The organism is Anaerococcoides asporogena (genome assembly GCF_029590275.1).
Lineage (GTDB): Bacteria > Bacillota > Clostridia > Clostridiales > Clostridiaceae > JG1575.
This window is the reverse complement of the sequence record NZ_CP120965.1, coordinates 3,156,804-3,179,640: the sequence shown is the minus strand read 5'-3', so window position 1 is coordinate 3,179,640 and position 22,837 is coordinate 3,156,804. Positions and strand designations below refer to the sequence as shown.

Below are 22,837 nucleotides of genomic sequence, written 5' to 3'. Positions count from 1 at the left end.
AGCCGGCAAAGAGACCGTGATGAAATGATTCCTGGATTGACAGGGATCGGGTTCTTTCCCTGAATGAATTCATGAGATACAACAAATCACCCGCTATGGATGGGGAGACAGATATGGAACTGAAACTGATTGAACTGAAAAACGCCGTGGATCCGAAGAGCTGCGGCAATAAAGCGGCCGGCCTGGCTGCGCTGACGCGCGCCGGCTTCCGGGTGCCCCCGGGGTGGGTCATCCCCCGGGAGGCGGTGGAAGCGCTGCTTGACCAGCAGGGATTGCTGGAACCGATCCGGAACGCCCTGTCCGGGCTGACTCCGGATACGGTGGATGATGTGGCGAATCGCCTCGAGCAGCTGTCACGGAACCTGATGCTCAGTGAGCCGGAGCGCCAGAGCATCCGGGATGCCCTGGGCGGTGAAGGCAGCTGGGCCGTCCGATCTTCCGGCACGCTGGAAGATCTGGCCGAGGCGTCCTTTGCCGGACAATATCAGACCTGGCTGAACGTGTCGGTCTCAGCGGTTTCGGACCGCGTCCTGGACTGCATCCGCTCGCTGTGGCGGCGTCCGGTCCTGACTTACCTGCTCCACCAGGGACTGGATCCGGCCAAGGCGTCACTGGCCGTTCTGATTCAGGAGATGGTCCCGGCCGACCTGGCCGGTGTCATGTTCACGGTCAATCCCAATACCGGAGCAGATACGGAAGTGGTAATCGAAGCGGTCCGGGGACTGGGCGACGCCCTGGTATCGGGACAGGCTACCCCCCAGACCTTCACCTGCGACTGGTACCGGGACAAGATCAGTCTGCCGGCAGCGGAGTCGCTCCTGAGCCGCGGACAGGTCCGCGTTCTGGCCCGGGCAGCTCTGAAAATCCAGAGGCTCTTCGGACATCCGGTCGATGTCGAATTTGCCGTGGTCGGCGGGCGCAACTACGCTCTGCAGACCAGACCCGTCACGAAAATCAGCTATGCCGGACTGTCCGATCAGTGGACGACGGCGGACCTCAAGGACGGAGGCGTTTCGGCCACCGTCAGCAAGCCCCTGATGCTGAGCCTGTACCAGTATGTCTGGGACACCCAGCTGAAAGACTTCCTTCTGGAATCGCGCATTCTCCGTCCGAAGGAACTGCGTGGCCTGTCGCTGGTCCGGTTCGGCCGCATGTACTGGAATCTGTCCGTGGTCAAGGCCGCCATGGCCAAAGTCCCCGGCTACCGGGAACGGGCCTTTGACGAGGAACTGGGTATTGAACCAACCTATGCGGGGGAGGGTGCGGTGACGGACTGGAGTCCGGGCCGCGCGGCCAATCTTCTGTCCATGGCGCTGGCTCAGAAGCAGATTCTGAAGAAACGCCTGAGTCAGAACGAAACGCTGAAGCAGGAACTCCTGACCGGCTACGACAGCTTCCGCCGGGAACTGGCAGACTTGTCGGGCAATGACCTGAAGGCCGCCTGGATCCGTCTGGTGCGGGATCTGTATCTGAAAAGTGAAGGTATTTACTTTCGCCAGATTTTCATCAATACGATTCAGATCAGTCTTCAGCGGGATGCCATCTTAAAGCACACCGACCAGGCGGGCTACTATGACCTCATCGGCGGTCTGACCAACGTTTCCCATCTGCGGCCGTTCTATGACCTGTGGGATGTTTCACGGCAGATTCTGGGCAGCGAATCCGCGGTGCGGTACTGGCAGGACCACTCACCGGAGGAGCTGTCCGCTGCCCTGCGCAGCGGCGCTTCGGAAAACGGTCTGGATCAGCTGCGGACGGTCTGGGAGCGTTACGGCTACCACTCCGACCGGGAACTGGATATTTCCTGGCCGGATTTCGCGGAGGATCCCGCCTCGCTCATCGCATCGCTGCGGGATGCCCTGGCGCTCCCCGATGAATCGGGGCCGGAGGCAGCCAAACGCCGGGTGCATTTGCAGTATCTCGATGCGCTGGATGGCGTCGGCCGGACCAAAGGTTCCACCGTCCGGCAAAAGGTCAGTCAGAAGGTGGAGCGAATCCGGCAGCTGCTGTGGTGGCGCGAGGAGTTCCGGGACATTTCCACACGCTATTATCACCTGATCCGGCAAACCAGTCGGAAGCTGGCCGATCTCCTGGTTCAGGACGGAATCCTGGAGCAGGCGTCGGACCTGTGGTTCCTGACCATGACGCAGATCCTGGCCCTGCTGGAGGAGAAGCTTTCCCCCGAGCAGGTTCGTGACGCCGTTCGCCGGGGGCGCGACTATACGGAAAGCTTCCGCAGCTATGCTAGCGACAATGAAATCGGAGAGGGGGCTTCGGTCAGTCATCCGCTGCCCACCGGTGCCGGCTGGAACGAGGCCGTTCTGACCGGACTTCCCGCTTCCGGCGGACGGATCCGGGGCCGGGCCCGGGTCATCGCCGGTCTGGAGGACATCGACCGGATTGCCCCTGGCGATCTGCTGGTTACCCGCTTTACCGACACCGGCTGGACGAGCAAGTTCGCCCTGCTGAGCGGCGTCATTACCGAATACGGCGGAGCTCTCTGCCATGCCGCCATTGTCTCCCGCGAATACGGCATCCCCTGCATTGTAGGCGTCCGGGGAGCCATGGAGGCGATCCGGGACGGCGACTGGATCAGCATGGACGGAGCGACGGGAACGATTTACCGGGAGGAGAGTCTATGATCATAGGAAAATACAATGGGTCCGTTCTGCTGACCTACCTGGGTGTAATCCTGGCTGTCATCGGGCTGGGCTTTGCTCTGAACGGGCAGTACGCCCAGGCGATGATCTGCCTGATTCTGGCCGGCCTGTGCGATCTGTTCGACGGTACCGTGGCCGAGCGCTTTCAACGGGACGACGAGGAGAAAGCCTTTGGCCGGGAGATCGATTCCCTGGCCGACATGGTGTCCTTTGCTGCCCTGCCGGCGGTGCTGACCCTGAGACTTTGCGGAACCGGGCCTCTGGTACTGGGCTGCGCGGCCCTCTATGTCCTGGCGGCCATCATCCGCCTGGCCTATTTCAACCTCAAGGGCACGGAGTCGACCCGGGACGGCCGGTTTTATCACGGCCTGCCGGTAACCTATGCGGCGCTGATCTTTCCCCTGCTGTACCTGCCCCTGGCTTTCCTGCCGCCGGTGGTCACCGGGGTGGTCTGGCCGCTGGCCTTGGTGGCCGTTGCGGCCGCCTTTGTCATTGATCTGAAGGTCAGAAAGCCGGATCGGGCCATGAGCCTGCGGCTTCTCGGACTGGCGGTCCTGATGGTGCTGCTGTACGCGGCGGAGGTGATCCTGCGATGATTTATGACCGGAAAACCAATTCCTATGGGGAGGACCGGCCCTTTGGCGGCCCGCTGCTGCGTCTGCTTTATCAAAACTGGGCCCGACCGATTCGATCGATCTTTCTGGGCACCAATTTTTCCGACCAGGGGGCCTGGGTGCTGGAGAAGCTGTACCGGCGCAGGCGGATCGATGCTCTGATGGCAGCCCATGGAATTGATCCGGAGCTGTTCGAGGGCTATCCCTATGATCATTTCCGTGACTTTTTCCTGCGCGCCTACAAAAAGGATGCGCTGCCCGCCGCGGAGCCCGATGAGATCATCAGTCCCAGCGACGGCAAAGTCATGGTTCACCGCATCGGAGAAGACCTCAAAGTCCGGGTCAAGGGCCGGTTGTATACCCTGCGCGAACTGATGGGGGGCCATGAGGCCGCCGAGCTGTTTCGCGGCGGGCACCTGTTTCTGATCCGGCTGTCGCTGGATGACTGCCACCGCTTTCTCTATACGGAGAACGGCGCCTTCAGCGGACGCCCCATCCGCAAGATCCCTGGGCGGCTCCACACGGTGTCTGCTTTGTCCGACGGCGAACCGGTGCTGAAAGAAAATGAGCGACGCTACAGTATCCTGGAAACCCGACGCGGTCTGGTGGGGGTCATGGAAGTCGGAGCGCTCCTGGTGGGCCGGATCCGCTACCATGCGGCCCAGCGGCCGGTGAAGTACCAGGAACGGGGCTGGTTTGAGCCCGGCGGATCCACCATTATTCTGTTGTATCAGAAAGGCATGGTGCAGCCCGATCTGGATCTGATCCGCGAAACGGCGGCAGGTCATGAGGTCCGGGTGCGCCAGGGCGAAAGGATCGGAACGTATGTGGGGGCGACTTAGGATCTACCTGAAGGAGATGTATCCGGTTCTGCCCCGGCTGTTCGTCGCCGGCCTGGTTTTCTTCGAAATCTATTTTGTCCTGCTGCTGAACCAGAAGGTCACCCGGTTTGACCTGAATCATCAGGAACTCATCGGCGTCTTTACCGTTTTTGCCTTTCTTCTGTTTCTGCGCATTGCCGATGATTTCAAAGATTATGAGACCGACCGGCTGATGTTCCCGCAGCGTCCGCTGCCCTCCGGGCGGGTCCGGAAAAGCGACCTGAGGGGGCTGCTGGTTCTGGTCCTGGCACCGGCGCTGGTGCTCAACTTCCTCTGGATGAACAATCTGGTCTGGTTTTTGCTGCTGTTTGGCTACGGCCTGGCCATGTCGGTCTGGTTCTTTGCCCGGGAGCGGATCCGAAACAGTCTGCTGCTGGCGGTGGTGACCCACAATCCGGTGCTGATGATCCTGAATCTCTACATCATTTCCTTTACCGTCATCAAGTACGGTCTGCCGGCGGTCACGCTGCCGGCCGTGCTTCTGGCCTTTTCCCTGTACTTTCCGGGACTGATCTGGGAGGTGGCCCGCAAGATCCGCGCTCCCCGGGAGGAAACGGAGTATGTCACCTATTCAAGTCTGTGGGGGGTTCGCCGGGCCACCCGGTTTGTCCAGGTGCTGACGCTGGTGGATATTTTGACCAATCTGATTCTGATCTGGTCCATCAACCGGCCGCTGGCAGCGGCACTGGCCGCCAACGTGGCCGTCATGACCCGCGATTTTTCCCGGTTCATTGCGGATCCGGACCGATTCCGGCTGATTGACAAGGTGGAGCGCTACACCATCCTCACAGAATCCATCATGGTGGCGGCAGTAGCCATCCATCTGCTGCTGGGACCGGCCTGAGACATGTATGAACAAGCAACTGCCAGGAGGACTGAATGCCATGCATAACATCACTTCCCCCCGATCCATCGGATCCAAGGCCGAGTCGCTGAATCTGCTTCGCAAGGCCGGCTTTCGCGTGCCCGAATTTCTGCTGGTTCAACCGATGGTTCAGGGAGGCAATGCGGCGTCATTGAGCCAGGCCTCTTTGGATCCCGCGCCCTGGTCACTGGCGGAGTCCGATCAAAGAGCGCTGGAAGGCTTTCTGAAAGAGGGCAGGTACTACGCCGTGCGTTCCTCCTCCGAGCTGGAGGACCAGGCCGAGTCAGCCATGGCCGGTCTGTTTGAAACATTTTTGCGGGTGCCCGCCGGGGAAGTGACTGAGCGCATCGGCGACTGCCTGGCCTCCGCGAGAGCCGAGCGGGTCAGGGCCTTTGCCGCGGCCCGGGGGCTGCCGCTGGCCGGGGCAATGACGGTCATTGTGCAGGAGATGGTCGAGCCCGAGCTCTCCGGAGTTCTGTTCACGGTCAATCCTCAGGGACTGCTCAATGAACTGACGGTGGTGACAGGCTATGGCGTGGGCAGCGGCATTGTGACGGATCAGGTTCCGGTGACGACTCTGATTTACCATCGACAGGACAAGACGGAACTGATAATGCGCCAGCCCGCCTCGCCGGAGCTGTCTGCCCCGCAGCGCCGCACGCTGATCGAGGTCGGTCTGGCGCTGAGTCAGGCTTTTCCCTGGCCGGTGGATGCGGAATTCGCCCTGGCGCAGGGACAGCTCTGGCTGCTGCAGGCTCGTCCCATTACCGCGCTGTCAGAAGAGGTCACCGTTCTGGACAACAGCAACCTGTCCGAGAGCTATCCCGGGCTGACCCTGCCGCTGTCCATTGACTTTGCCCGGACCGCCTATGCCGGCATTTTCCGGGGACTGATGTCCCGGATGTTCGGACAAAGTCTGCCCCCGGCGCTGGAAACCCTGGCGGGGGAGATGGTCACGGCCTCCTCGGGCCGGATGTATTACCAGATCAACCACTGGTATCAGCTGATGAAGCTGCTGCCGCTGTCCTCCTGGTATATTCCGCTGTGGCAGGACATGATGGGGGTGAATCAGCGAGGGATTCCAAAGGCCGAGATCGCTCTGAGTCCGCTGCAGCGGGCCTGCGGTCTGATTCGGCTGGCTCGGGCACTGGCCTCAGTACCCCGGGAGATGGACCGGCTGGATCGGGATTTTCAGGCGTTTCGCCGGGAGCTGGAGCAGTCTCCGGTAACCGAGCTCTCCCGGGAAGAACTCAGGCAGCGGTACGATCGGATGAAGGCGGAGCTGCTGAGCCGCTGGGATGTTACCCTGCTCAATGACCTTCATGCCTTTGTGCTGACCGGTCTGCTCCGACGATTCAGGGGGCGGGACGCCTCTGCCTTTGCCGGGGAAATCACCCGGCTGGGGGAAGTGGCCAGTCTCAGGCCGGTACAGCTCCTGGGGCATATGGCGCGAATCGCCCCGACCCAGCTGCTGGAACTGACGGATGCGACTCAAATTCAGCAGAATCTGGCGAAGTCGGGACCCTTTCCGGATCTGCTGCGGGACTATCTGGCGGAATACGGGGATCGCTATCTGGAGGAACTGAAGCTGGAGTCCAGAACCTTCCGGACAAATCCGGTACTTTTGGCTGAGACCCTGCGGGCCTTGAAGACCCAGGGGAATCTGACCGATGACCGGGACGACCAACCGCCGGTCATGCCTCGCGGTCTGGGCGGATGGCTTTACCGCCGCGCCGCCCGGGCCATTCGCAACCGGGAAGTTTCCCGGCTGAACCGGACAAGGATTTTCGGCATGGCCCGGGGAATATTCCTGCGACTGGGCGAGCTCCTTGTTCAGGCCGGGGAACTGGACGATGCCAGGGATGTCTTCTGGCTGACTCAACAGGAAGCAATGACCGGAGGAAGTGATTTGAAACAGGCGGTGAGAGAACGGCGGCAGCGGTATGACCAGTTCGGACGGCTGCCGATGCTCTCGCGGCTGGAATTCGCCGGTCCGGCCTTTGACCGGATCCTGCCGGATGCCGTTCAGGCACCGGATTCTCAGTCGGGACCGATTATGGGCGTGGGGGTCTCCGCAGGCATGGCGCGGGGCCGAATCCGACGGGTTGAGGATTCATCCAGGGTGATGCCGGAGCCGGATGAGATCCTGGTGACGCGCCAGACCGATCCCGGCTGGGTGTTTCTGCTCACCCGCTCGGCGGGGATCATTTCGGAAAAGGGTTCCCTGCTGTCCCACACGGCCATCATTGCCCGGGAGCTGAGCAAGCCGATGGTGGTGGGAATTCCGGGGGCACTCCGGCGCTTCCGGGACGGGGAGCGGGTACAGATCAATGGTCAGACCGGGGAAATCAGGAGGCTGGAAGAACATGAACGTAATTGAAGTCCAAACCGAACAGGACAGGATCGACTTTCTAAACCTGCCGCGGGCGCTCTACGGCCGGCGACACCATCAGAATACGGCTGTGGTGCGGCAGTTTCTGGAGGGCAGCCATCCGCTGTCGGATACGGCCGAAATCCGTCATTTTCTGCTGCGCCGGGAGAACCAGGTGGTGGGACGGATGACCCTGACGGCCAGTCCGGGCCTGGATACGCTGTTTCTGGGGTATTTTGAGTGCATCGATGCCCCCGCCTGTGCCAATGCCCTGTTTCAGAGAGCCCGGGAAGAAGCGCTCCGCCTGGGCCGAACTTCGGTCACCGGCCCGGTGGATGTCAGCTTCTGGGTGGGTTACCGCCTGAAGCAGGATCAGCCGGACCGGGTGTTCATGGGTGAGCCGCAGAACCTGCCGTACTATCCCAGTCTGTTTGAGCAGGGCGGGTTCCGCCTGATCAGTCAGTATTCCTCCCATTACTACCGGGCGATTCCGCCGGATCATGCGCTGACCCGGTTTGAACAGCGCCGGCGTCTGATGCAGAGCCGCGGAATCCGGCTGATCCATCCGGATTTTCGCGAGTTTGACCGGTACCTGGAAGATATTCATGGCCTGCTGATGGAACTCTACCGGGATTTTCCGGCGTTTGTTCCCATATCGTCGAAAAATTTCATTGCCATGTTCCGGGACCTGAAATCCATCAGCGATCCCCGGCTGATTGTTCTGGCCTATGATGGGGAGCTTCCCGTCGGGTTCTTCATCTCCTTCCCGGACTATCAGAACGACCTGGTTCAAGGCAGCACCGTCGTCCGACTGATCCATCTGATCCGGACCCGGCTCTGGCCCCGGCACATCGTCCTGTCTTATTCCGGTGTCAGGCATGGCTATGAAGGGCTGAGCGGAGCCCTCTACTGCGAAACGCTGGAATTTCTCAAAGCCAAAGGCCTGCCCGCGGTATCCACCCTGATGCAGAAGGGCAAGGTCACCTCCGGGTTTGAAAAAGAGCTGATCGAAGCCACGACCCATTACGGGCTCTACCGTCTGGATCTGGACACCTCCCGGTGAGTTCAATCGAATGAAACACAGCGCCCCACCCTGAGATTCCGCCGGGTGGGGCGCTGTGTTTGAGCAAGGGTGATAAATAAGTAAGCAAGCAAGCAAGTAAGCAAGTAAGCAAGGGAACAAATAAGCAAGGGAGCAAATAAGCAAGGGAGCAAATAAGCAAGGGAGCAAATAGGCAAATAAGCAAATAAGCAAAATGTACGGCTTAAGGGTTACCCTAAGTTAGGCAGTTGGATCGGTTAACCAATTGATTCGTTGGTTCTCTGCTTATTTGGTTCATTGATTATTTGGTTCAGGATACCGTTTGCTGATCAGACGATGGGCTGCCGGCCTAAAATGCCGCTCAGGATCCGGATCAGTATTTCATGCGGAAGATTTCGCCATGGAGGAAATGCTTGCATTGGCTCCGGGCGGGGCAGGTGTGGCACATGCGGGAGGCTTTGTCGGCTTCGTACAATATTTTGCTGAGGGCTGTGGCATGGTCCCGGCTGCGGTGAGCCTGGATCGCCCCCAGAATCTGATCGGTCTGGTCTTCTGGGAAACCGCAGCGCCTAAGGATCGCTTCCGCCAGCTGGGCGCTGGCCAGGGCGTGATCCGTGCCGTTCTCGTATTCCATCCAGCGGCCGATGTCATGGAGCAGACCGGCTGCGTAAATGATTTCCTTTTCCAGGTTCAGTCCCCGCTCCAGATTAAGGATCATGGCGATGCGGCAGACGTCCAGAAAATGGGGAAGATCATGGTGGCAGAAGATTCGGGTCTGTTCCGCGGCCTCGTTCTTTTTCAGGTATTCCAGAAAAACCGGATCCTGCAGGATGCAGTCGACGCGTTCCATCAGTCGGTCACTTTCCGGATGGCTTCACCCTGGAGCTGTTGCAGAATGTCCCGGAGGGGTGTGCCGTAAATCACGAGATCCGGCTCAATTTCAGACAACGGAACCATAACGAAGGCTCGCTGCCGCATGCGGGGATGAGGGATTTCCAGGGTGTCTGTCTTAACCCGAATCTCATCGTAGATCAGGATGTCCACGTCGATGTTGCGCGGACCGTTCCGGATGGTTTTCACCCGTTTCATGCCCTGTTCGATGCTTTGGGTGAAGCGCAGGAGCTCAGCCGGTTCCAGATCGGTTTCGCCTTCGACGACGATATTGTAGAACCAGGGCTGGTCATCATAGCCAACGGGTTCCGTCTCATAGAAGGAGGAGCGTTTCGTCAAGCGCACCTGCTCGCTGAGCCGCTCCAGGGCACGTTCGATGTTTTCCCGGCGCTCGCCCAGATTGCTGCCCAGACCCAGGTATATCCTAGTCATAATCCGCTCGCCTCCGCACTACGGTGACGGCAAAGTAGTCATAGTGGCCGTTTACGGGGGCGCCCGGCTTTTTCACTGTTAAATGGACTTCTTCCACTTTGTCGAAGGCCGCCAGGATCTGACCGCAGATCCGGTGGGCCAGGGCTTCGAGCAGATCGAAGCGTTCTCCCGTGACAATGGCGTCAATTAGCCGATAGACCTGTGCGTAGCTGACCGTATCATTCACGTCATCGGTCCGTCCGGCCTGTCTCAGATCCAGCAGCAGCTGGGCGTCGACGAAGAATTTCTGTCCCAATACTTTCTCTTCGGCCAGCACACCGTGATAGCCATAAAAATGCATATTTTCCAATAAGATCTTATCCATGCCAGTTCCCTCGGATGATTGCATCCGTTACTTTCGCAGCTCGCAAATTTTCCTTTACATCGTGCACTCGAACCATATCTGCACCCTGGGCGATTCCAAGGACTGTCGTTGCCAGGGTGCCTTCCATCCGTTCCTTGGGCGGAAGATCCAGAATTTTTCCCAGGGTGCTTTTCCGGGAGGTTGCCAGAAGCACGGGGTAGCCCAGCTCGATGATCGGCTCGAGGTGCCCCATGACGTATACGTTCTGTTCCGGTGTTTTTCCAAAGCCAATGCCAGGATCCAGGATAATTTGGTCATCGGGGATTCCGGCCTGATGAGCGATGGCCAGTGATTTTTTGAAGAACCGGACCATGTCGGCCATGAGATCGTCATAATCGGTTCCATCCTGATTGTGCATAATGACGACCGGGGCCTGGTAGCGGGCGCATACCTGTGCCATGGCGGGATCCCCCTGGAGTCCCCAGATGTCATTGATCATGTGGATGCCATGCTGCAGGGCCTGTTCGGCTACCTCGGAGCGGATGGTGTCCAAAGACAGGATCGTGCCGGTTTCCGCCGTCAGGCGGTCGATGACCGGAAGAATCCGTCCCAGTTCTTCTTCGGCGGTGATCTGAACATGCCCCGGTCGGGAAGATTCTCCGCCCAGGTCGATGACATCCGCTCCTTCCTCGATCATGGCCAGGGCATGAGCCACGGCCCGGTCGACGTCGGTGAAGTCTCCGCCGTCCGAGAACGAGTCCGGGGTCACATTGAGAATGCCCATGATCAGTGTCTTCTCACCAAAGGCCAGCTGCCGGTTGCGGCAGTTCATGGTAATTACGGGCCGTTTGACTTGATTCATGACGTGCCTCCCTGCTACTTAATGATCATGGACAGAACTTCTGATCTGGATTTGGGATCAGAGGCCAGCGTGCCGCGGACACAGGAGGTAATGGTTTTGGATCCCGGCTTTTTGATGCCGCGCATGGTCATGCACATGTGTTCTGCTTCAATGACCACCATGACCCCATAGGGTTCCAGCTTCTCCATGATCAGATCGGCAATGGTTGAGGTCAGCCGTTCCTGCAGCTGCGGGCGCTTGGCGACGGTATCCACGACCCGGGCCAGTTTGCTCAGTCCTGTGAGTCGGCCGCCTTTTGGCAGATACCCAACGTGGGCTTTTCCGAAAAATGGAACCAGGTGATGCTCGCACACGGAGTAGAAGGGGATGTCCTTGATCAGAACAAGCTCTTCATATTTTTCTTCCTGGAAGTAGACGGCCAGATGATCACTGGGATCCTCGCTTAATCCTGAAAAAATCTCTTCATACATTTTCGCCATTCTCTTTGGCGTATCCACCAGACCTTCGCGATCGGGATCTTCGCCGATGGCGGAGAGGATCTCGCGGACGGCATTTTCAATTCGTTGTTTATCCATAATGGGTCTCCTTCTGATGCTTATTGGTTTTGTCCTGAAACAGCGAGCCGGAATACGAGCAGCGCACCGCTCCCACTGGGAGCCGCTGCCATCGGACGTAAGCGTTTCTGATTACTTCCATTTTACCACCAAACCATGGCGGATATAGCAATATTGGTGGAGTTCAGATGAATCACCAGGCTTATGCTTTTCATTCTGTTCAAAATTGCGGATAATATATGGTCGAATAGGCTATGAAATGAACGGATTATGACGAAATACAAACGTTCGATACAATATTTACGTATTAATAACTTCAATCAATTTTTGTTTTTATTTATATCCTAAATAATGGATTATAATAAAAACATCAAGAACAAACAATTTCTCCAGGAGGCCGCATCATGAATGAGAAGAAAAAAGATCTCAGAGAAACGTATGACTTTAACAAGGATGTTAAGCCGCAGAAAGATCATCTGACGAAGAATGACGTGATCGACCGCCCGGTCAATCAGGCCAGACGCTATGAAATAAAATCGACCGGCGTTCCCACGATCCCAGGTCAGACACCGGAGAACCAGACGGAAGAACTGACGATGGATCAATCGGAGACCGCACCGCCCGAAGAGTAAAATAAGGCATCCATCGGATAGAGCCGTTCCTTCAAATACCAAACCGGTGAAGAGAGCCGATCATCAGCTCGGGTGAACCGGATCGACACAAGGATGTGTTTCCTGCGGTCAAAATTAAGTGAACCATCCGATCATTAAAAATTTTCAGGAATGAAAAAATCGAACGCCTTTTGAAACGACCAATCGTCCGTACGGACTTTGGATAAATATTAAAACATTTTGGAGGTATATTATGGGTATTATATTATGGTTAGTCTTTGGTGCAATCGTAGGTTGGATCGCAGGGATTATCATGAATGATCAAAAATCCCTTGTTATGAACATCATTGTCGGTATCGTCGGTTCCTTCCTCGGTTCCTGGCTGGCCTCAACTTTCTTTAAAACGAGCTTTAACGACTTCAGCATGGAAGGTCTTCTGTTCTCGGTGATCGGAGCCGCGATTCTGATTTTCCTGAAGCGACTCGTTACCGGCAGAGGATTCTAGACTTAACGATAAAACACTTATCCTGCTACTCTGGGATGATTCGTACATCAGACTCACAGAACTTCGTCTGGATCCATAGTCAGCCGAACCATCCGGTCGACTCATGATCAAAAAATGGAAGGTGCTGCTGCAAGCCTCTCGAGGCTGCAGCAGCACCTTTTCACGTTCAGATACTCCATGCGTTATCATTGCAAAAAACTTTCTGGTCACTTATATAATGGAAAATATGATCGCAGCAACCAGAAAGCCCAGCTCAAACCCATTTGCAAATACTGGCACCCAAGGAGGGTACTTGGCTTTTAGTTTTCTCCCGAACAAGAGGTATAGAATAAAGCCGATTCCATAGATTGCAATTAATATGATGAAATTGTCAGTCATAGCCGCCACCCCTTAAAATGAGTATAATTTGTAGATCGCTACCCACGAAACATCCAGTGCCAGCCGGTTGTGATAATCCGCGTTTTTTCGTACATCTTCAGCCAGCGTTATCCTGTAAGCACTCCACAGGATTCCAGTTCCAGTAATGAGTGGTTCTCCAGGGCCGAACAAAGCGCTTTTTATGGCGGTCGCAGTCGCGCCGATCAGAGCTTTTAACTTACATTGTCTGCATACGCCCGAGCTTGATCGCTTGAATAAAAACGATAACCGTAGCCCCACCAATATTTAGTAGAATCGGGGAAATAGCTTAAAGAAAAGCTTATCGTGGAGTTAGTTTCAACAGGTTCTTCATTAAATTTTAGTATTTGGTTTGAAATGTCCTGATAGATTTCTTCCTTACTCATGGGTGAAAAGTATTCGATTGTCTGCAGCTGTTCGTATTTACTGTCGATAATATCGAGCAGTTGATCACTGTTTACTAATAAAGTACCATTGTTGCTCTTAACTAGAATCTGATCTACCGATTCAATCAGTTCATTCATCACAAGGTTGTTTGACATACGAGGTGATTCCTTAATCTCTGCACTGGCAACGGATTGTCCTGAGAAAGAAATGACCAGGATGCATGTCATTAACAACGGGATTTTCTTCCAGTTTTTTAGTAACATAACAGACTCCTTTGTTGGGTATATTTTATCAGGAGTCTATCATTAAATTATCATATAATAAACATATTAAAAATATAACTTGACTGTTACTGCTATTGTTCCTTGTCCAGAAGGGTAGCCAGCCTTGTCTATCCGTAAATAGACGGATATAGTGTCCCTAATAATATTGTGGTGGGCAAAAAGAGACCCTCCCTGACTCTATGGTTCGCGCCGAGTCGTCAGGGAGGATCCTTACTAAGTTATTAGCATGATCAGTATATCAAAATACATTTTAGAATGGAATCCCGATCAGCGTGTTTTTTGTTCGGAGTATGGAGAAAAGCATATGTCCCATCTGTCATCAGTCGCTTAAGGTCATCTAATGCTTTATCCTGATAGATCGAATACTCAGAAGTACAAAAATATAAAATATGACATCTGATAAACCTACTGGAGTTACTCCATTGGTAATACGAAACTCAATGAAGTAAGCAAAAACAACAAGAACAATACCTATAAATTCCATAGTTAATATGCCGAGGGTTGGTATACTCTAACAGCACCAACCTTTTCCACTCTATAATCGAAGTTAATGGAAATACCAGCACCTGCTGGATAGCCAATTGAAAAGCCAGGGACTATGCCGACTGCACCCGCGCCGTAACTAGCATATGCAATAGTATCTGTAATTCTCTTGTTTTTTGTTAACATCGTGACTATAGTTCCTGAATCAATGTCACACATGATCCCGTTTCTGGAAGACGCTGTCCAAAATGTAATGTAATTTGAGTTAGTAGACTCTGGTAATACTTTTTCACTAACAGTCATATTGGGGGCTCCAGTACGGAAACAATAAGTAATAACACTCCATGTATTTGAATCAATGGGGACCATATCATTGTTCCATGCGACTGCAAATATATCTTTGACACTAAGAAGTGCACCTCTTTTTCCTTCAGTCCAATCGAAACATACAATTAGGCGAACTTTTGTTGATGTAGAGGTTAATGTTTCATTGTCAAAATCACCATAGACAATTAGATTAGGTGATAGAGCTGTAGTTGAAATGTCAGAACGATCGTACGTTCTAAGGATTTCAATTTGCTCATCAGAATATCCGATATTTCGAAGTTCTTGTACAGGTTTATTTTTATCTTCTTCTATGCTATCTTTATATTTTTCAACTTCCTTATGAATTTGATCTAGTTGACTTAGAGCCATTGGATTATTGATGTTTTCAAAGATAAGTTCCTTTTGAGATTTTTGAAGAGACTTGAAATAATTCGTTTCCGATTTAAAGATATTATCTCCTCTTTTTTCTTTTATCTCAAAAGCTTTGATATGATCTCTAGGTTGTTTAGACTTGAACAGGTATTGTATTTCCTCTTCCTGCCTATCAACATTTTTCCCGAATGCTATTGAGGTCTGTGACAAATACAGAGAAAGTACCATAGATAAGCAGAGAATCACCTTTAGAAGTTTTTGACCAGAATCCCTTTTCAATATGCACCACACCCCCTAATTTGATATGTCTATCATATCATCCTGATTTGTGATTAAGTGACATTTTTATGACAATGTTGATGAATATCGCCGAAGGCATCATAGACGGGGAGCTCGTCCTGGGTGGCAGTAACATCGCTACCGGGTATTTTTGTAGGTCCCCTGAGTAATAGAATACCGCTCGCAAGTGTTCGTGTTTCCATTGAAACACTTGCGAGCGGTACTTTTCTGTCGTTCCATGGACTTTGTCGTGTGTTTGGCAAGACGTTTTTTTACCAGTGTGGAAGTTAAGAAATTTACCACCCCCAATGAGGTTGGTTAGTTCATCTCTGAATGCCGTACGCGGTAACTAGGTCCATCATGCATCAGGAGTAGTCCATGATGCACCAGCCGGTCCAGGATCGCCGTTGTCAGCCGTTGGTCGTAAAATATCGTGTTCCATTCGTCAAAGGGCAGATTGGTCGTTATGATCACACTCCGTTTCTCGTAGCACTCAGAGATCGCTTCAAACAGCAGCTGAGTGCCGGTTCTCTCGAAGGGGATGTAGCCCCATTCATCCAGGATCAAGACATCGGTCTGGCGCAGTTTTTTCCAGAATTTAACCTCTGTTTCATTTTTACGGGCGTTGCTCAGCAGATTGACCAAGCGGCTAGTTTTGAAATAAAGTACCTTGTAACCGGCCCTGCAGGCCTCCACGCCTAAGGCGGTGGCCAAATGCGTCTTGCCACTCCCCGGCTTGCCATAGTGGATCAGGTTTTGCTTGTTCTCAACAAATTTACAAGCCTTCAGAGACTGCGGTGACACCCCTCCTGGCAGTGTCATCTCCGAGAAATCAAAAGATTCAATTGACTTGATTAGATCAAACCCGGCTTGTTGAATATTCCGGTTCTTTCGTTCCACCTCGCGGGTGGCGACCGCCTCGGTAAGAACCTTTAACAGGAACTCCTCTTGTGAGGCTGCCTGGATCTGGCTGTAGCTCTCTGCAATGTGTGAGCCGATCCGAAGCTGCCTGCACAGGCTGCGAATCATCTCTTGCATTGCCCATCTCCCATCAGCTTGCCGTAAGCCTTGAAGTTCAGTTCATACTCGGTCAGAGACGGTAGATCTGCCGGCACGATGTTCTTGGGAACCTGGTGAGGCCCCTGCAAGGCAAACCCATATGCTGATACAAAGCTGTCGGCATCCTTGGGCGAGAATGAGAGGGCGTCTGAGAGCGCGCAGACGGATCTGTCGATGCCCTCAGCCTGAGCTGCCCTTGAAACGGCGCCTAAAATTTGCTTCTTGCCTGGCAGGTCGCATTCGGACAGGAAGTTCTTCACCTCGCCGGGGAGCCCCTCATAGAATCCACTGTACTTGAGTGCAGTGGGTCTGAGTGCCAGGACATCCAGGTAGGGCCCCCCAATACATCGATTCCTTATGTTTTCCATACAGACGAGGGTGGGTGACTACCTCGCCCTGCGCCGGATCCAATACCGTCACGGTATGAGCGCCGACTTTGAGTGTCACGTCGCGTCTGGCCAAATGTCCACCCGTCGAGTAGCTGTTGGTCGCGAATTTGGCCATTCCGTAGGCGTTGGTACGGCACAGGACATGCTTGCTGACTTCAAAGGGGTATTGTGGCAGCGGCTTTAGTTTGATCTTGTCCTCCTCAAAAAGATCTGAGACCAGTCGCTCGAGTTTGTAGTGCTCTCTCTTCAGGTCTTTATCACACTTTGGCAGTAGTTCCCGGTTAAACATAACCAGATCGGTCATCTCGGGCACCGGCACAAAGTAGTTGCGACGGCTGTAGCCGACGTAGTTTTCCACCGACCCCTTCTCATTCCCGGAGTTCGGGTTGCAGAAGTTGCTCTCAAATCCGAAATGGCACTGCAATCGCCGAAAATTATCAGTTACCTCTCGCTCGCCATAGGCCTTAATGGCCTTGACCGCCGTCGACATATTGTCAAATCGTATGACTCGCGGGACGCCGCCGATGTGATGGAAAATATCGATCAGTCCCTGAGCCAGGCACTCAAAGGTTTGCCCCTTAAAGAGTTGCACATACTTGGCATCGGAATGGGGTAATGTCAGTGCCAGATGGAACCCCTCGTGATAGGTGCCCCGCTCGTAGAAGGCAGTTTCACCAAAATCAACCTAGGCTTCGCCAGCGGGGTGCAGAAGCGGCAGTGAGGCGATGGTAGTCTGGCCTAATTCCGCCTTGAGCTCGATCACCAGATTGCGGATTGAACGCTCTGAGACGGTAATCTCGCGTCCCTGGCACTCTTCGATTTGCCTGAGGCGATGGAAGACCCTGCGGGCGGTATGGCGCTGTTTACCCTAAATTCCCGAAAAATTATAACGTGGATGGCGGGTCTACTCCCAAGTTCGTATACAAGCCTTCCTGCTTCTTGGTCACTTCGCCTACTTGGAGAGCCTTCCCTGGATTTTCAAATGCTTCTATGACATCAAGTTCGTCTAGTAGCTCCTGCATGGTGTAGTTTTGGAATAGACCCTTATCGGCCATCGTCTTTTTCAAATGGGACATAAAAATCAGGGCAATGAATTGGACAAACAGCTTTCCGTCCAGCGAGCTTTCAGATGAGACTGCAGTTCGCCTCAGATTGAGCCTTTCTTTAAGATTCCCAAACGCCTTCTCGACCAGATCTTTGTTACGGTAAATATCCAAGGCTATGATGGGATCCTTGATGTCGTTACTTAACAGCGCGAAAAAGCCATAGTCCTTTTCAGCTCGAGTGATGGCATCCTGTTTGGGAATGATCTTGATTCCACGTACCGGGGTATCTGACAGTTCAAAGTATTTGGCGTACTGCTTCTCGTTCTCTGGTTTTCGATTTCCGCTCGTAAGCTCAGCCTCCAACTGATCCAGCATCAGATTGAAGCGGCTCTCACGTTCCAACGCCTTCTCGCTACTGTAATAGATGTGCAGATACATGCGGCGAGTATCCTTGATGACATCGCCTTTGCGGGGTCTTGTTTGAGAGTAGTTCCATTCAATGGCGGTGGAATGGCTGTATAACTGATAGATTGAGTTGTAGTTGGTCCTTGTTTTTATGCTGTCTCTGACTTTGTCTAATTCTTTTCGCACAAACTTCAGGGATACTTTGGTGGCAATCAGGAATTTCAGGTTGTTCTGATAAAGGGCATTGATGTTGGCTTCACTGTAAAAGCCACGATCCATGACCAGTTTAACTTTGCCAAAATCAAGTTGCTTTAAGTCGGCCAGCAATTTCTTCAGGGTCGAGATATCGCTGATGTTGCCGGCCAGCTTTCTGTAGTAGAACGGCAAGCCTGAGTCTTCTCCAAAGAGCAGCGCCAGGTTAATCTGGGGAAGCGGATCATGATCCTTGTTCATCCCATATTTGACTTGTTTGAGAGACTCTGAATAGGACGAAATGCTGGTGGTATCATAGGCCCAATATTCATTTTCCATCCGGCGCTTGCCCTGCAAGCGAAAGAAACGTTCTTTTGCTTCTTCCGTAATCATCGAGAACAGATCACTGCTTAGTTGGGAAGAGATGCAGGCCCCATGTGGATGAAAATGGGTCCTATCCCATTTCGGGAAACGAAGAAGGGAGTTGCGGTCCTCCAAAATCAAATAGTAGGCCACGGAGAGGATCTTCTTATAAATCTGCGGAAAGCATGCCTTCAAGTCTTGTGTGATGCCCAGCTGCTCCCCGATCGCATCAAACAGATACGTAGCGCCAAAATAACCATGCCGAGTGGAAGTAGATGGAGTCGGCCCTGGTTTAATCACAGTGGAGACCGGAGGTTGAGTGAGTCGTTTGGAAGGGATCAGATTGCCCTGTTCATCACGTTTGCCAATACAAACACGCTTACTTCGAGACTGTTTCTTCTCTTTGTCCCAGTAGTCGATGGATTCGTAGACGTAGATAACTCCGTTTTTCTTGTTTTTGACATCGATGATATTCATGCGCCACCTCACGTTATAATTATAACGTGTTTATGAGGCAAAATCAAGAGAAATTATGCTGCTAATCCAGTGATATCAACGATTTCCAGCATTCCCCGTTATAATTCGCCGGGAATCCAGGGTTTACGGGGTGCGGTTTGGTCGGCGATGAGCCAGCGACGAACCCGATCTCGATAAGGGTCTGTTTTGCTACAGCGTGGTCGCTTAATGGGGTCTGGTTTGCTGAAGTTCTCCTGTTCTACGATCTTTTTGACGGTCTGCCGGGCGTGACCGGTTTCCCTTGCGATCTGTCGAATGCTTTTTCCTTTTTCATTGAACTGGTATCCTGGATTCCCGGAACACATAACTATGAAGGGGTCTCAACACCCATGAATTCATAGATCAACTTCTGTTTGTTGAGAATCTCACCAACCCTCAAGTCATGGCCTGGGTTTTCAAAGCACTCTATGACGTCCAGCTTGTCCAGCAGAGACTGCATTGTGTAATCTTTGAACATTCCTTTATCCTGCATCTGCTTTTTGAGGTAGGACAAATAGATGAGCGCGACGAAGGCCACAAAGAGTTTTCCATCCAGGCTTTTTTCTGAGGAAACCAAGAGTCGCCTCAGATTGAGCCGTTCCTTGATATTGCCGAAGGCCTTTTCCACCAGATCTTTATTCCGATACAGCGTCAAAGCCGTGATGGCATCCATCTTTTCATTGGTCATCAGCGCAAAGAATCCAAAATAGCGCTTCGTCTGTTTGACCACATCTTCTTTCACGGTAACTTTAATGCCCCTTACCGGGGTATCTGTCACTTCAAAGTATTTCTTGTAGAACGTCTCATGATCGGGATTACGTTTTCCGCTTAGGATTTCCCCTTCATCGACAGCAGTCGTCGATCAAAATGAGCTTCTTCATCCGCGTATTTTTCAATGTTGAAGTAAGCGTGCAGGTAGACCCGGCGTTTTTCTCGGATGACATCTTTCTTGTTGGGGCGTTCTTTTTGAAACTCCCAGTCAGTCAGAATGGTTGAGGAGTATAAGCCATATTGCTCATCCAGGTTTTCAAAGGATCGGATGCTGTCATAGATCCCGTCGATATGTCTTCGGATATAGGCCAGATGCGTGCCAGCGGCAATGATGAACTTCAGTCGCTCCCCAAGAAGCGCATTGATATTGGCTTCACTGTAAAATCCCCGGTCCATGACCAACTTGACTTTATCGAAGCCCAGCACTTTGAAATCAGCCAGCAAATTTTTGATCGTGCTGACATCTGGAATGTTGCCAGAGAGCTTTCTGTAATAAAACGGCAACCCTGAGTCTTGTCCAAAGACCAAGGCCAGGTTCAGCTGCGCCAGGGGGTCACTTTCTTTGTTTTTACCGTACTGGACCTGACGAAGGGTTTGGGAATAACTCGACACCGAGGTGGTGTCATAGGCCCAATACTCATCGGGCTGATGGCGCTTGGCAAGACAGCTGAAAAAACGTTGTTTGGACTCTTCCGAGATGCCCGCAAACAGCTCGCTGCTGCGCTGAGATGGGATATTGGCTCCATAGGGATGCCGGTGGAGCGTACTCCATTTTTCAAATCGAAACAAGGGGGAATCGCTCTCCAGGATCAGATAATAGGCGATGGATTGAATCTGCTTGTAGAGAGAGGGAAAGCAAGCCTTGAGGTCCTCTGTAAGCCCGAGAGAGTCTCCGATTTGATCCAACAGATACGTGGCACCGTAGAACTTACGATCAGCTACGGTAAAGGGCACAGGGCCAGGCTTGACTTCAGTTGTACCCGCCTCTGGGTTCCGACGTTTTTTACCCCGTCCATCCGTTGGGATGATTTCGCCGGTGACCGGATCTCGTTTGCCGATGAGCGACCGTTTGGACCGAGGCTGTTGTTTTTCCTTATCCCAATGGGAAACTGATTCATAAACATAGGTAATTCCGCTGCGCTTATCGAACTGATTAACAATGGCCATAATACGCCCTCCTAGTTATGTATAGTGTAACACATAACTAGGATATTCGCAAGGTTTAATAGATAGAAAGTAAGTGATATCAATAGTTTTAGAGGAATTAGAAAGGATTCCTCGTTAGGTAAACCGGGAATCCAGGTGGTATCTGATATGATAAACGTGCTCCATTGTTAACATCTCCTGTACCATCCTTAAAGTTATTGCCAACTAAAAGGATACATTATTCGGGGGTTAGCAGTGGAGTATTTGATTTCCACCTGGTAAGATTTTTAGCTTCCACAGTGGCTAGTTTCTATTTTGCCATACACAATTGGTAAAGGAAAAAGTGTCGGCTTAATCGATAGTCGCATTAATAGCATCAATCAGTCATTTGCATTCATACATCAGGCCACAATGCTTCGAGCTGGAATCTATTGCAATGAGGGTGAATTGGCGGCTATGTCAACTGTCCTCAACGAATATTCATATTTCATTGAAGGTACCGTAGCGAAGAACGCAGGCTTACTTGCACAATGCGATAAAACAGATACCGGAACTGAAAAGGGTGTATGGAAATCAAGGGCTAAATTGAAGCTCGATGTATCAGAGTTTAACAAGCGATTAAATGCACCTGATAAGACGATCTATCTTGGCGTTTCAAAGGAGAACGAGTGATGGGAAAAATAAAAGGTTGTGGCAATGAGTCGTGTGAGACTCATAAGAAGAAAATTACTTGCAAAGAATCAGAGGCATTCTGCTCAAAATGTGGAAGTCTGTTAGTTTATGTGTGCAAAGATTGTTATACACAGCTGTCTGATGATACTGAGAAATATTGTGTAAGATGCCTTGCAAAGCACGAAGATAGAAAAGATAAGGCTAAAAAAGTCGCTGCTGGAGCTGGTGGAGGGGCATTGGCAGTTGGTGGCATTATTCTTACCTACGGGAAAAAAGCACTTGATGTGGCGAAAAAAATCAAAGGTTGATAAATTTTCACGAACCTCAAAAAAGCTAAAATCCTGTTGATCTGTTTCCACATACGTTTAGGATTTAGTGCAAATTAGGCCACATAAGGTGAATTGTTTTGATGTCGGTGGGTGGTCAGATTGGAGATTTGTTACTGTAAAGCAATAAGGCATTTATTACTTCAAAAGAGTAATTGAATCTGTATCAAATAGAATCAACCCGTCTTCTCTCATTTTTGCTAACTCTCGAGATAAAGATGTACGCTGAACCCCGATTTTTTCTGCAAGAGCTTTTTTGGTCGTATTTAGTTTGATGTGGTTAGAATTTTGAATTTTGCTTTCATAATTGAGATAGTTCATAATGCTTTCGCGTATTGTTTTATTGATATAATGCTTTATCTTATTTCCGAGAATGAATGCACGGTCGGAAGTAAGTTCCAAGTATGTTCGTAAAAAGACAGGATTATTACAGAACAATTCAAACAACGCTTCTCTATCAATTTCCAATATATCCGTGGGCAATTTTGTTAATACAGTCATGGGATAATAAGGATTTTTTGAAAATAAGAGGTTTCCGCCTAAAATATCATTTTTGTAAAACTCTGAGATTGTAAGCAGATTTCCAGACTCGTCAATGCGATCTACTGCAACCCTGCCAGATAAGATTATCTCTAATTTACTACATGTTTCTCCATCAAAATGAACAACGCTACTTTTCTTATAAGACGTGACTTTAAACTTTCCACTTTTAAGGTTAGCAAGTATATCCTCACCTTATAAAGATTTTTCCGAATTGCAACTTAAAGTGAAAGACTTTTTTAGCTAAGCAAACATAAATGTAGTTTCATTCTGG

General features: G+C 51.8%; 23 protein-coding genes and 2 pseudogenes. 10 read left to right on the top strand and 15 right to left on the bottom strand.

The features are described from left to right. Positions 1-113 precede the first annotated feature (113 nt). The 6 genes from P6M73_RS14575 to P6M73_RS14550 are packed head-to-tail and all read left to right on the top strand — an operon-like array spanning position 114 to position 8,454. The gene (locus tag P6M73_RS14575) at positions 114-2,642 is read left to right on the top strand and encodes a PEP/pyruvate-binding domain-containing protein (RefSeq protein ID WP_277853750.1); all 2,529 of its coding nucleotides are present in this window, start codon (positions 114-116) and stop codon (positions 2,640-2,642) included. Further along, on the top strand, positions 2,639-3,256 hold the full coding sequence (locus P6M73_RS14570) for a CDP-alcohol phosphatidyltransferase family protein (protein ID WP_277853749.1): 618 nt from the start codon (positions 2,639-2,641) through the stop codon (positions 3,254-3,256). The genes P6M73_RS14575 and P6M73_RS14570 overlap by 4 nt, the downstream gene beginning before the upstream one ends. Continuing rightward, positions 3,253-4,116: a phosphatidylserine decarboxylase gene (locus tag P6M73_RS14565; RefSeq protein WP_277853748.1), complete on the top strand. Its 864-nt coding sequence runs from the start codon at positions 3,253-3,255 to the stop codon at positions 4,114-4,116. Before P6M73_RS14570 ends, P6M73_RS14565 begins: the two co-directional genes overlap by 4 nt. After that, positions 4,100-4,999: a UbiA prenyltransferase family protein gene (locus P6M73_RS14560; protein WP_277853747.1), complete on the top strand. Its 900-nt coding sequence runs from the start codon at positions 4,100-4,102 to the stop codon at positions 4,997-4,999. Before P6M73_RS14565 ends, P6M73_RS14560 begins: the two co-directional genes overlap by 17 nt. Before the next feature lie 40 nt (positions 5,000-5,039). Further along, the gene (locus tag P6M73_RS14555; RefSeq protein WP_277853746.1) at positions 5,040-7,400 is read left to right on the top strand and encodes a PEP/pyruvate-binding domain-containing protein; all 2,361 of its coding nucleotides are present in this window, start codon (positions 5,040-5,042) and stop codon (positions 7,398-7,400) included. Beyond that, a complete protein-coding gene (locus P6M73_RS14550; RefSeq protein WP_277853745.1) occupies positions 7,387-8,454 on the top strand; it encodes a hypothetical protein in 1,068 nt (355 codons plus the stop codon). The genes P6M73_RS14555 and P6M73_RS14550 overlap by 14 nt, the downstream gene beginning before the upstream one ends. Before the next feature lie 352 nt (positions 8,455-8,806). Here the strand turns inward: P6M73_RS14550 and P6M73_RS14545 are convergent, their stop codons facing one another. Genes P6M73_RS14545 through P6M73_RS14520 form a run of 6 tightly spaced genes read right to left on the bottom strand, consistent with a single transcriptional unit; the run spans position 8,807 to position 11,657 of the window. After that, positions 8,807-9,283 (bottom strand): HD domain-containing protein, encoded by a 477-nt coding sequence (locus P6M73_RS14545; RefSeq protein ID WP_277853744.1) that lies wholly within the window; start codon positions 9,281-9,283, stop codon positions 8,807-8,809. Then, complete coding sequence (folK, locus tag P6M73_RS14540; RefSeq protein WP_277853743.1) at positions 9,283-9,756, bottom strand: 2-amino-4-hydroxy-6-hydroxymethyldihydropteridine diphosphokinase; 474 nt, start codon at positions 9,754-9,756, stop codon at positions 9,283-9,285. Before folK ends, P6M73_RS14545 begins: the two co-directional genes overlap by 1 nt. Beyond that, positions 9,749-10,120: a dihydroneopterin aldolase gene (folB, locus tag P6M73_RS14535; protein WP_277853742.1), complete on the bottom strand. Its 372-nt coding sequence runs from the start codon at positions 10,118-10,120 to the stop codon at positions 9,749-9,751. Before folB ends, folK begins: the two co-directional genes overlap by 8 nt. Then, entirely contained in the window at positions 10,113-10,961 is an 849-nt protein-coding gene (gene folP / locus P6M73_RS14530) for a dihydropteroate synthase (protein WP_277853741.1), read from the bottom strand. The genes folB and folP overlap by 8 nt, the downstream gene beginning before the upstream one ends. Before the next feature lie 14 nt (positions 10,962-10,975). Further along, entirely contained in the window at positions 10,976-11,536 is a 561-nt protein-coding gene (gene folE, locus P6M73_RS14525; RefSeq protein WP_277853740.1) for a GTP cyclohydrolase I FolE, read from the bottom strand. Beyond that, positions 11,529-11,657, bottom strand: coding sequence for a hypothetical protein (locus P6M73_RS14520; protein WP_277853739.1), 129 nt, complete (start codon positions 11,655-11,657; stop codon positions 11,529-11,531). The genes folE and P6M73_RS14520 overlap by 8 nt, the downstream gene beginning before the upstream one ends. A gap of 262 nt (positions 11,658-11,919) precedes the next feature. On the opposite strand from P6M73_RS14520, the gene P6M73_RS14515 reads away from it, so the two are divergent. Together P6M73_RS14515 and P6M73_RS14510 are read left to right on the top strand one after the other, a co-directional pair. After that, complete coding sequence (locus P6M73_RS14515) at positions 11,920-12,147, top strand: hypothetical protein (protein ID WP_277853738.1); 228 nt, start codon at positions 11,920-11,922, stop codon at positions 12,145-12,147. A 292-nt stretch (positions 12,148-12,439) separates the two neighbouring features. After that, a complete protein-coding gene (locus tag P6M73_RS14510) occupies positions 12,440-12,631 on the top strand; it encodes a GlsB/YeaQ/YmgE family stress response membrane protein (protein WP_277853737.1) in 192 nt (63 codons plus the stop codon). Positions 12,632-13,221: 590 nt separating this feature from the next. Here the strand turns inward: P6M73_RS14510 and P6M73_RS14505 are convergent. The 8 genes and pseudogenes from P6M73_RS14505 to P6M73_RS14470 form a co-directional block, all read right to left on the bottom strand. Beyond that, a complete protein-coding gene (locus P6M73_RS14505) occupies positions 13,222-13,677 on the bottom strand; it encodes a hypothetical protein (RefSeq protein ID WP_277853736.1) in 456 nt (151 codons plus the stop codon). A 507-nt stretch (positions 13,678-14,184) separates the two neighbouring features. Continuing rightward, a complete protein-coding gene (locus tag P6M73_RS14500; RefSeq protein WP_277853735.1) occupies positions 14,185-15,159 on the bottom strand; it encodes a hypothetical protein in 975 nt (324 codons plus the stop codon). 318 nt (positions 15,160-15,477) lie between these two features. After that, on the bottom strand, positions 15,478-16,197 hold the full coding sequence (gene istB, locus P6M73_RS14495; protein ID WP_277853734.1) for an IS21-like element helper ATPase IstB: 720 nt from the start codon (positions 16,195-16,197) through the stop codon (positions 15,478-15,480). Further along, complete coding sequence (locus P6M73_RS14490) at positions 16,185-16,478, bottom strand: hypothetical protein (RefSeq protein ID WP_277853733.1); 294 nt, start codon at positions 16,476-16,478, stop codon at positions 16,185-16,187. The genes istB and P6M73_RS14490 overlap by 13 nt, the downstream gene beginning before the upstream one ends. A 16-nt stretch (positions 16,479-16,494) precedes the next feature. Continuing rightward, positions 16,495-16,782, bottom strand: a complete 288-nt coding sequence (locus P6M73_RS17065; RefSeq protein WP_489666508.1) for a Mu transposase domain-containing protein — start codon at positions 16,780-16,782, stop codon at positions 16,495-16,497. A 3-nt stretch (positions 16,783-16,785) separates the two neighbouring features. Next, a pseudogene (locus P6M73_RS17060) lies at positions 16,786-17,280 on the bottom strand (IS21 family transposase); the annotation flags it as partial. A 211-nt stretch (positions 17,281-17,491) separates the two neighbouring features. After that, a complete protein-coding gene (locus P6M73_RS14480; RefSeq protein ID WP_277853731.1) occupies positions 17,492-19,090 on the bottom strand; it encodes an IS1634 family transposase in 1,599 nt (532 codons plus the stop codon). 346 nt (positions 19,091-19,436) lie between these two features. Continuing rightward, positions 19,437-21,046, bottom strand: a pseudogene (locus P6M73_RS14470) (IS1634 family transposase). Between the two features lie 435 nt (positions 21,047-21,481). On the opposite strand from P6M73_RS14470, the gene P6M73_RS14465 reads away from it, so the two are divergent. Both P6M73_RS14465 and P6M73_RS14460 read left to right on the top strand, forming a co-directional pair. Then, positions 21,482-21,697 carry a hypothetical protein gene (locus tag P6M73_RS14465; RefSeq protein WP_277853728.1) on the top strand — a complete coding sequence of 72 codons (216 nt, stop codon included), beginning with the start codon at positions 21,482-21,484 and terminating at the stop codon, positions 21,695-21,697. Continuing rightward, positions 21,697-22,005, top strand: coding sequence for a hypothetical protein (locus tag P6M73_RS14460; RefSeq protein WP_277853727.1), 309 nt, complete (start codon positions 21,697-21,699; stop codon positions 22,003-22,005). The genes P6M73_RS14465 and P6M73_RS14460 overlap by 1 nt, the downstream gene beginning before the upstream one ends. Positions 22,006-22,161: 156 nt before the next feature. Here the strand turns inward: P6M73_RS14460 and P6M73_RS14455 are convergent, their stop codons facing one another. After that, complete coding sequence (locus tag P6M73_RS14455) at positions 22,162-22,749, bottom strand: Crp/Fnr family transcriptional regulator (RefSeq protein WP_277855790.1); 588 nt, start codon at positions 22,747-22,749, stop codon at positions 22,162-22,164. Positions 22,750-22,837 lie beyond the last annotated feature (88 nt).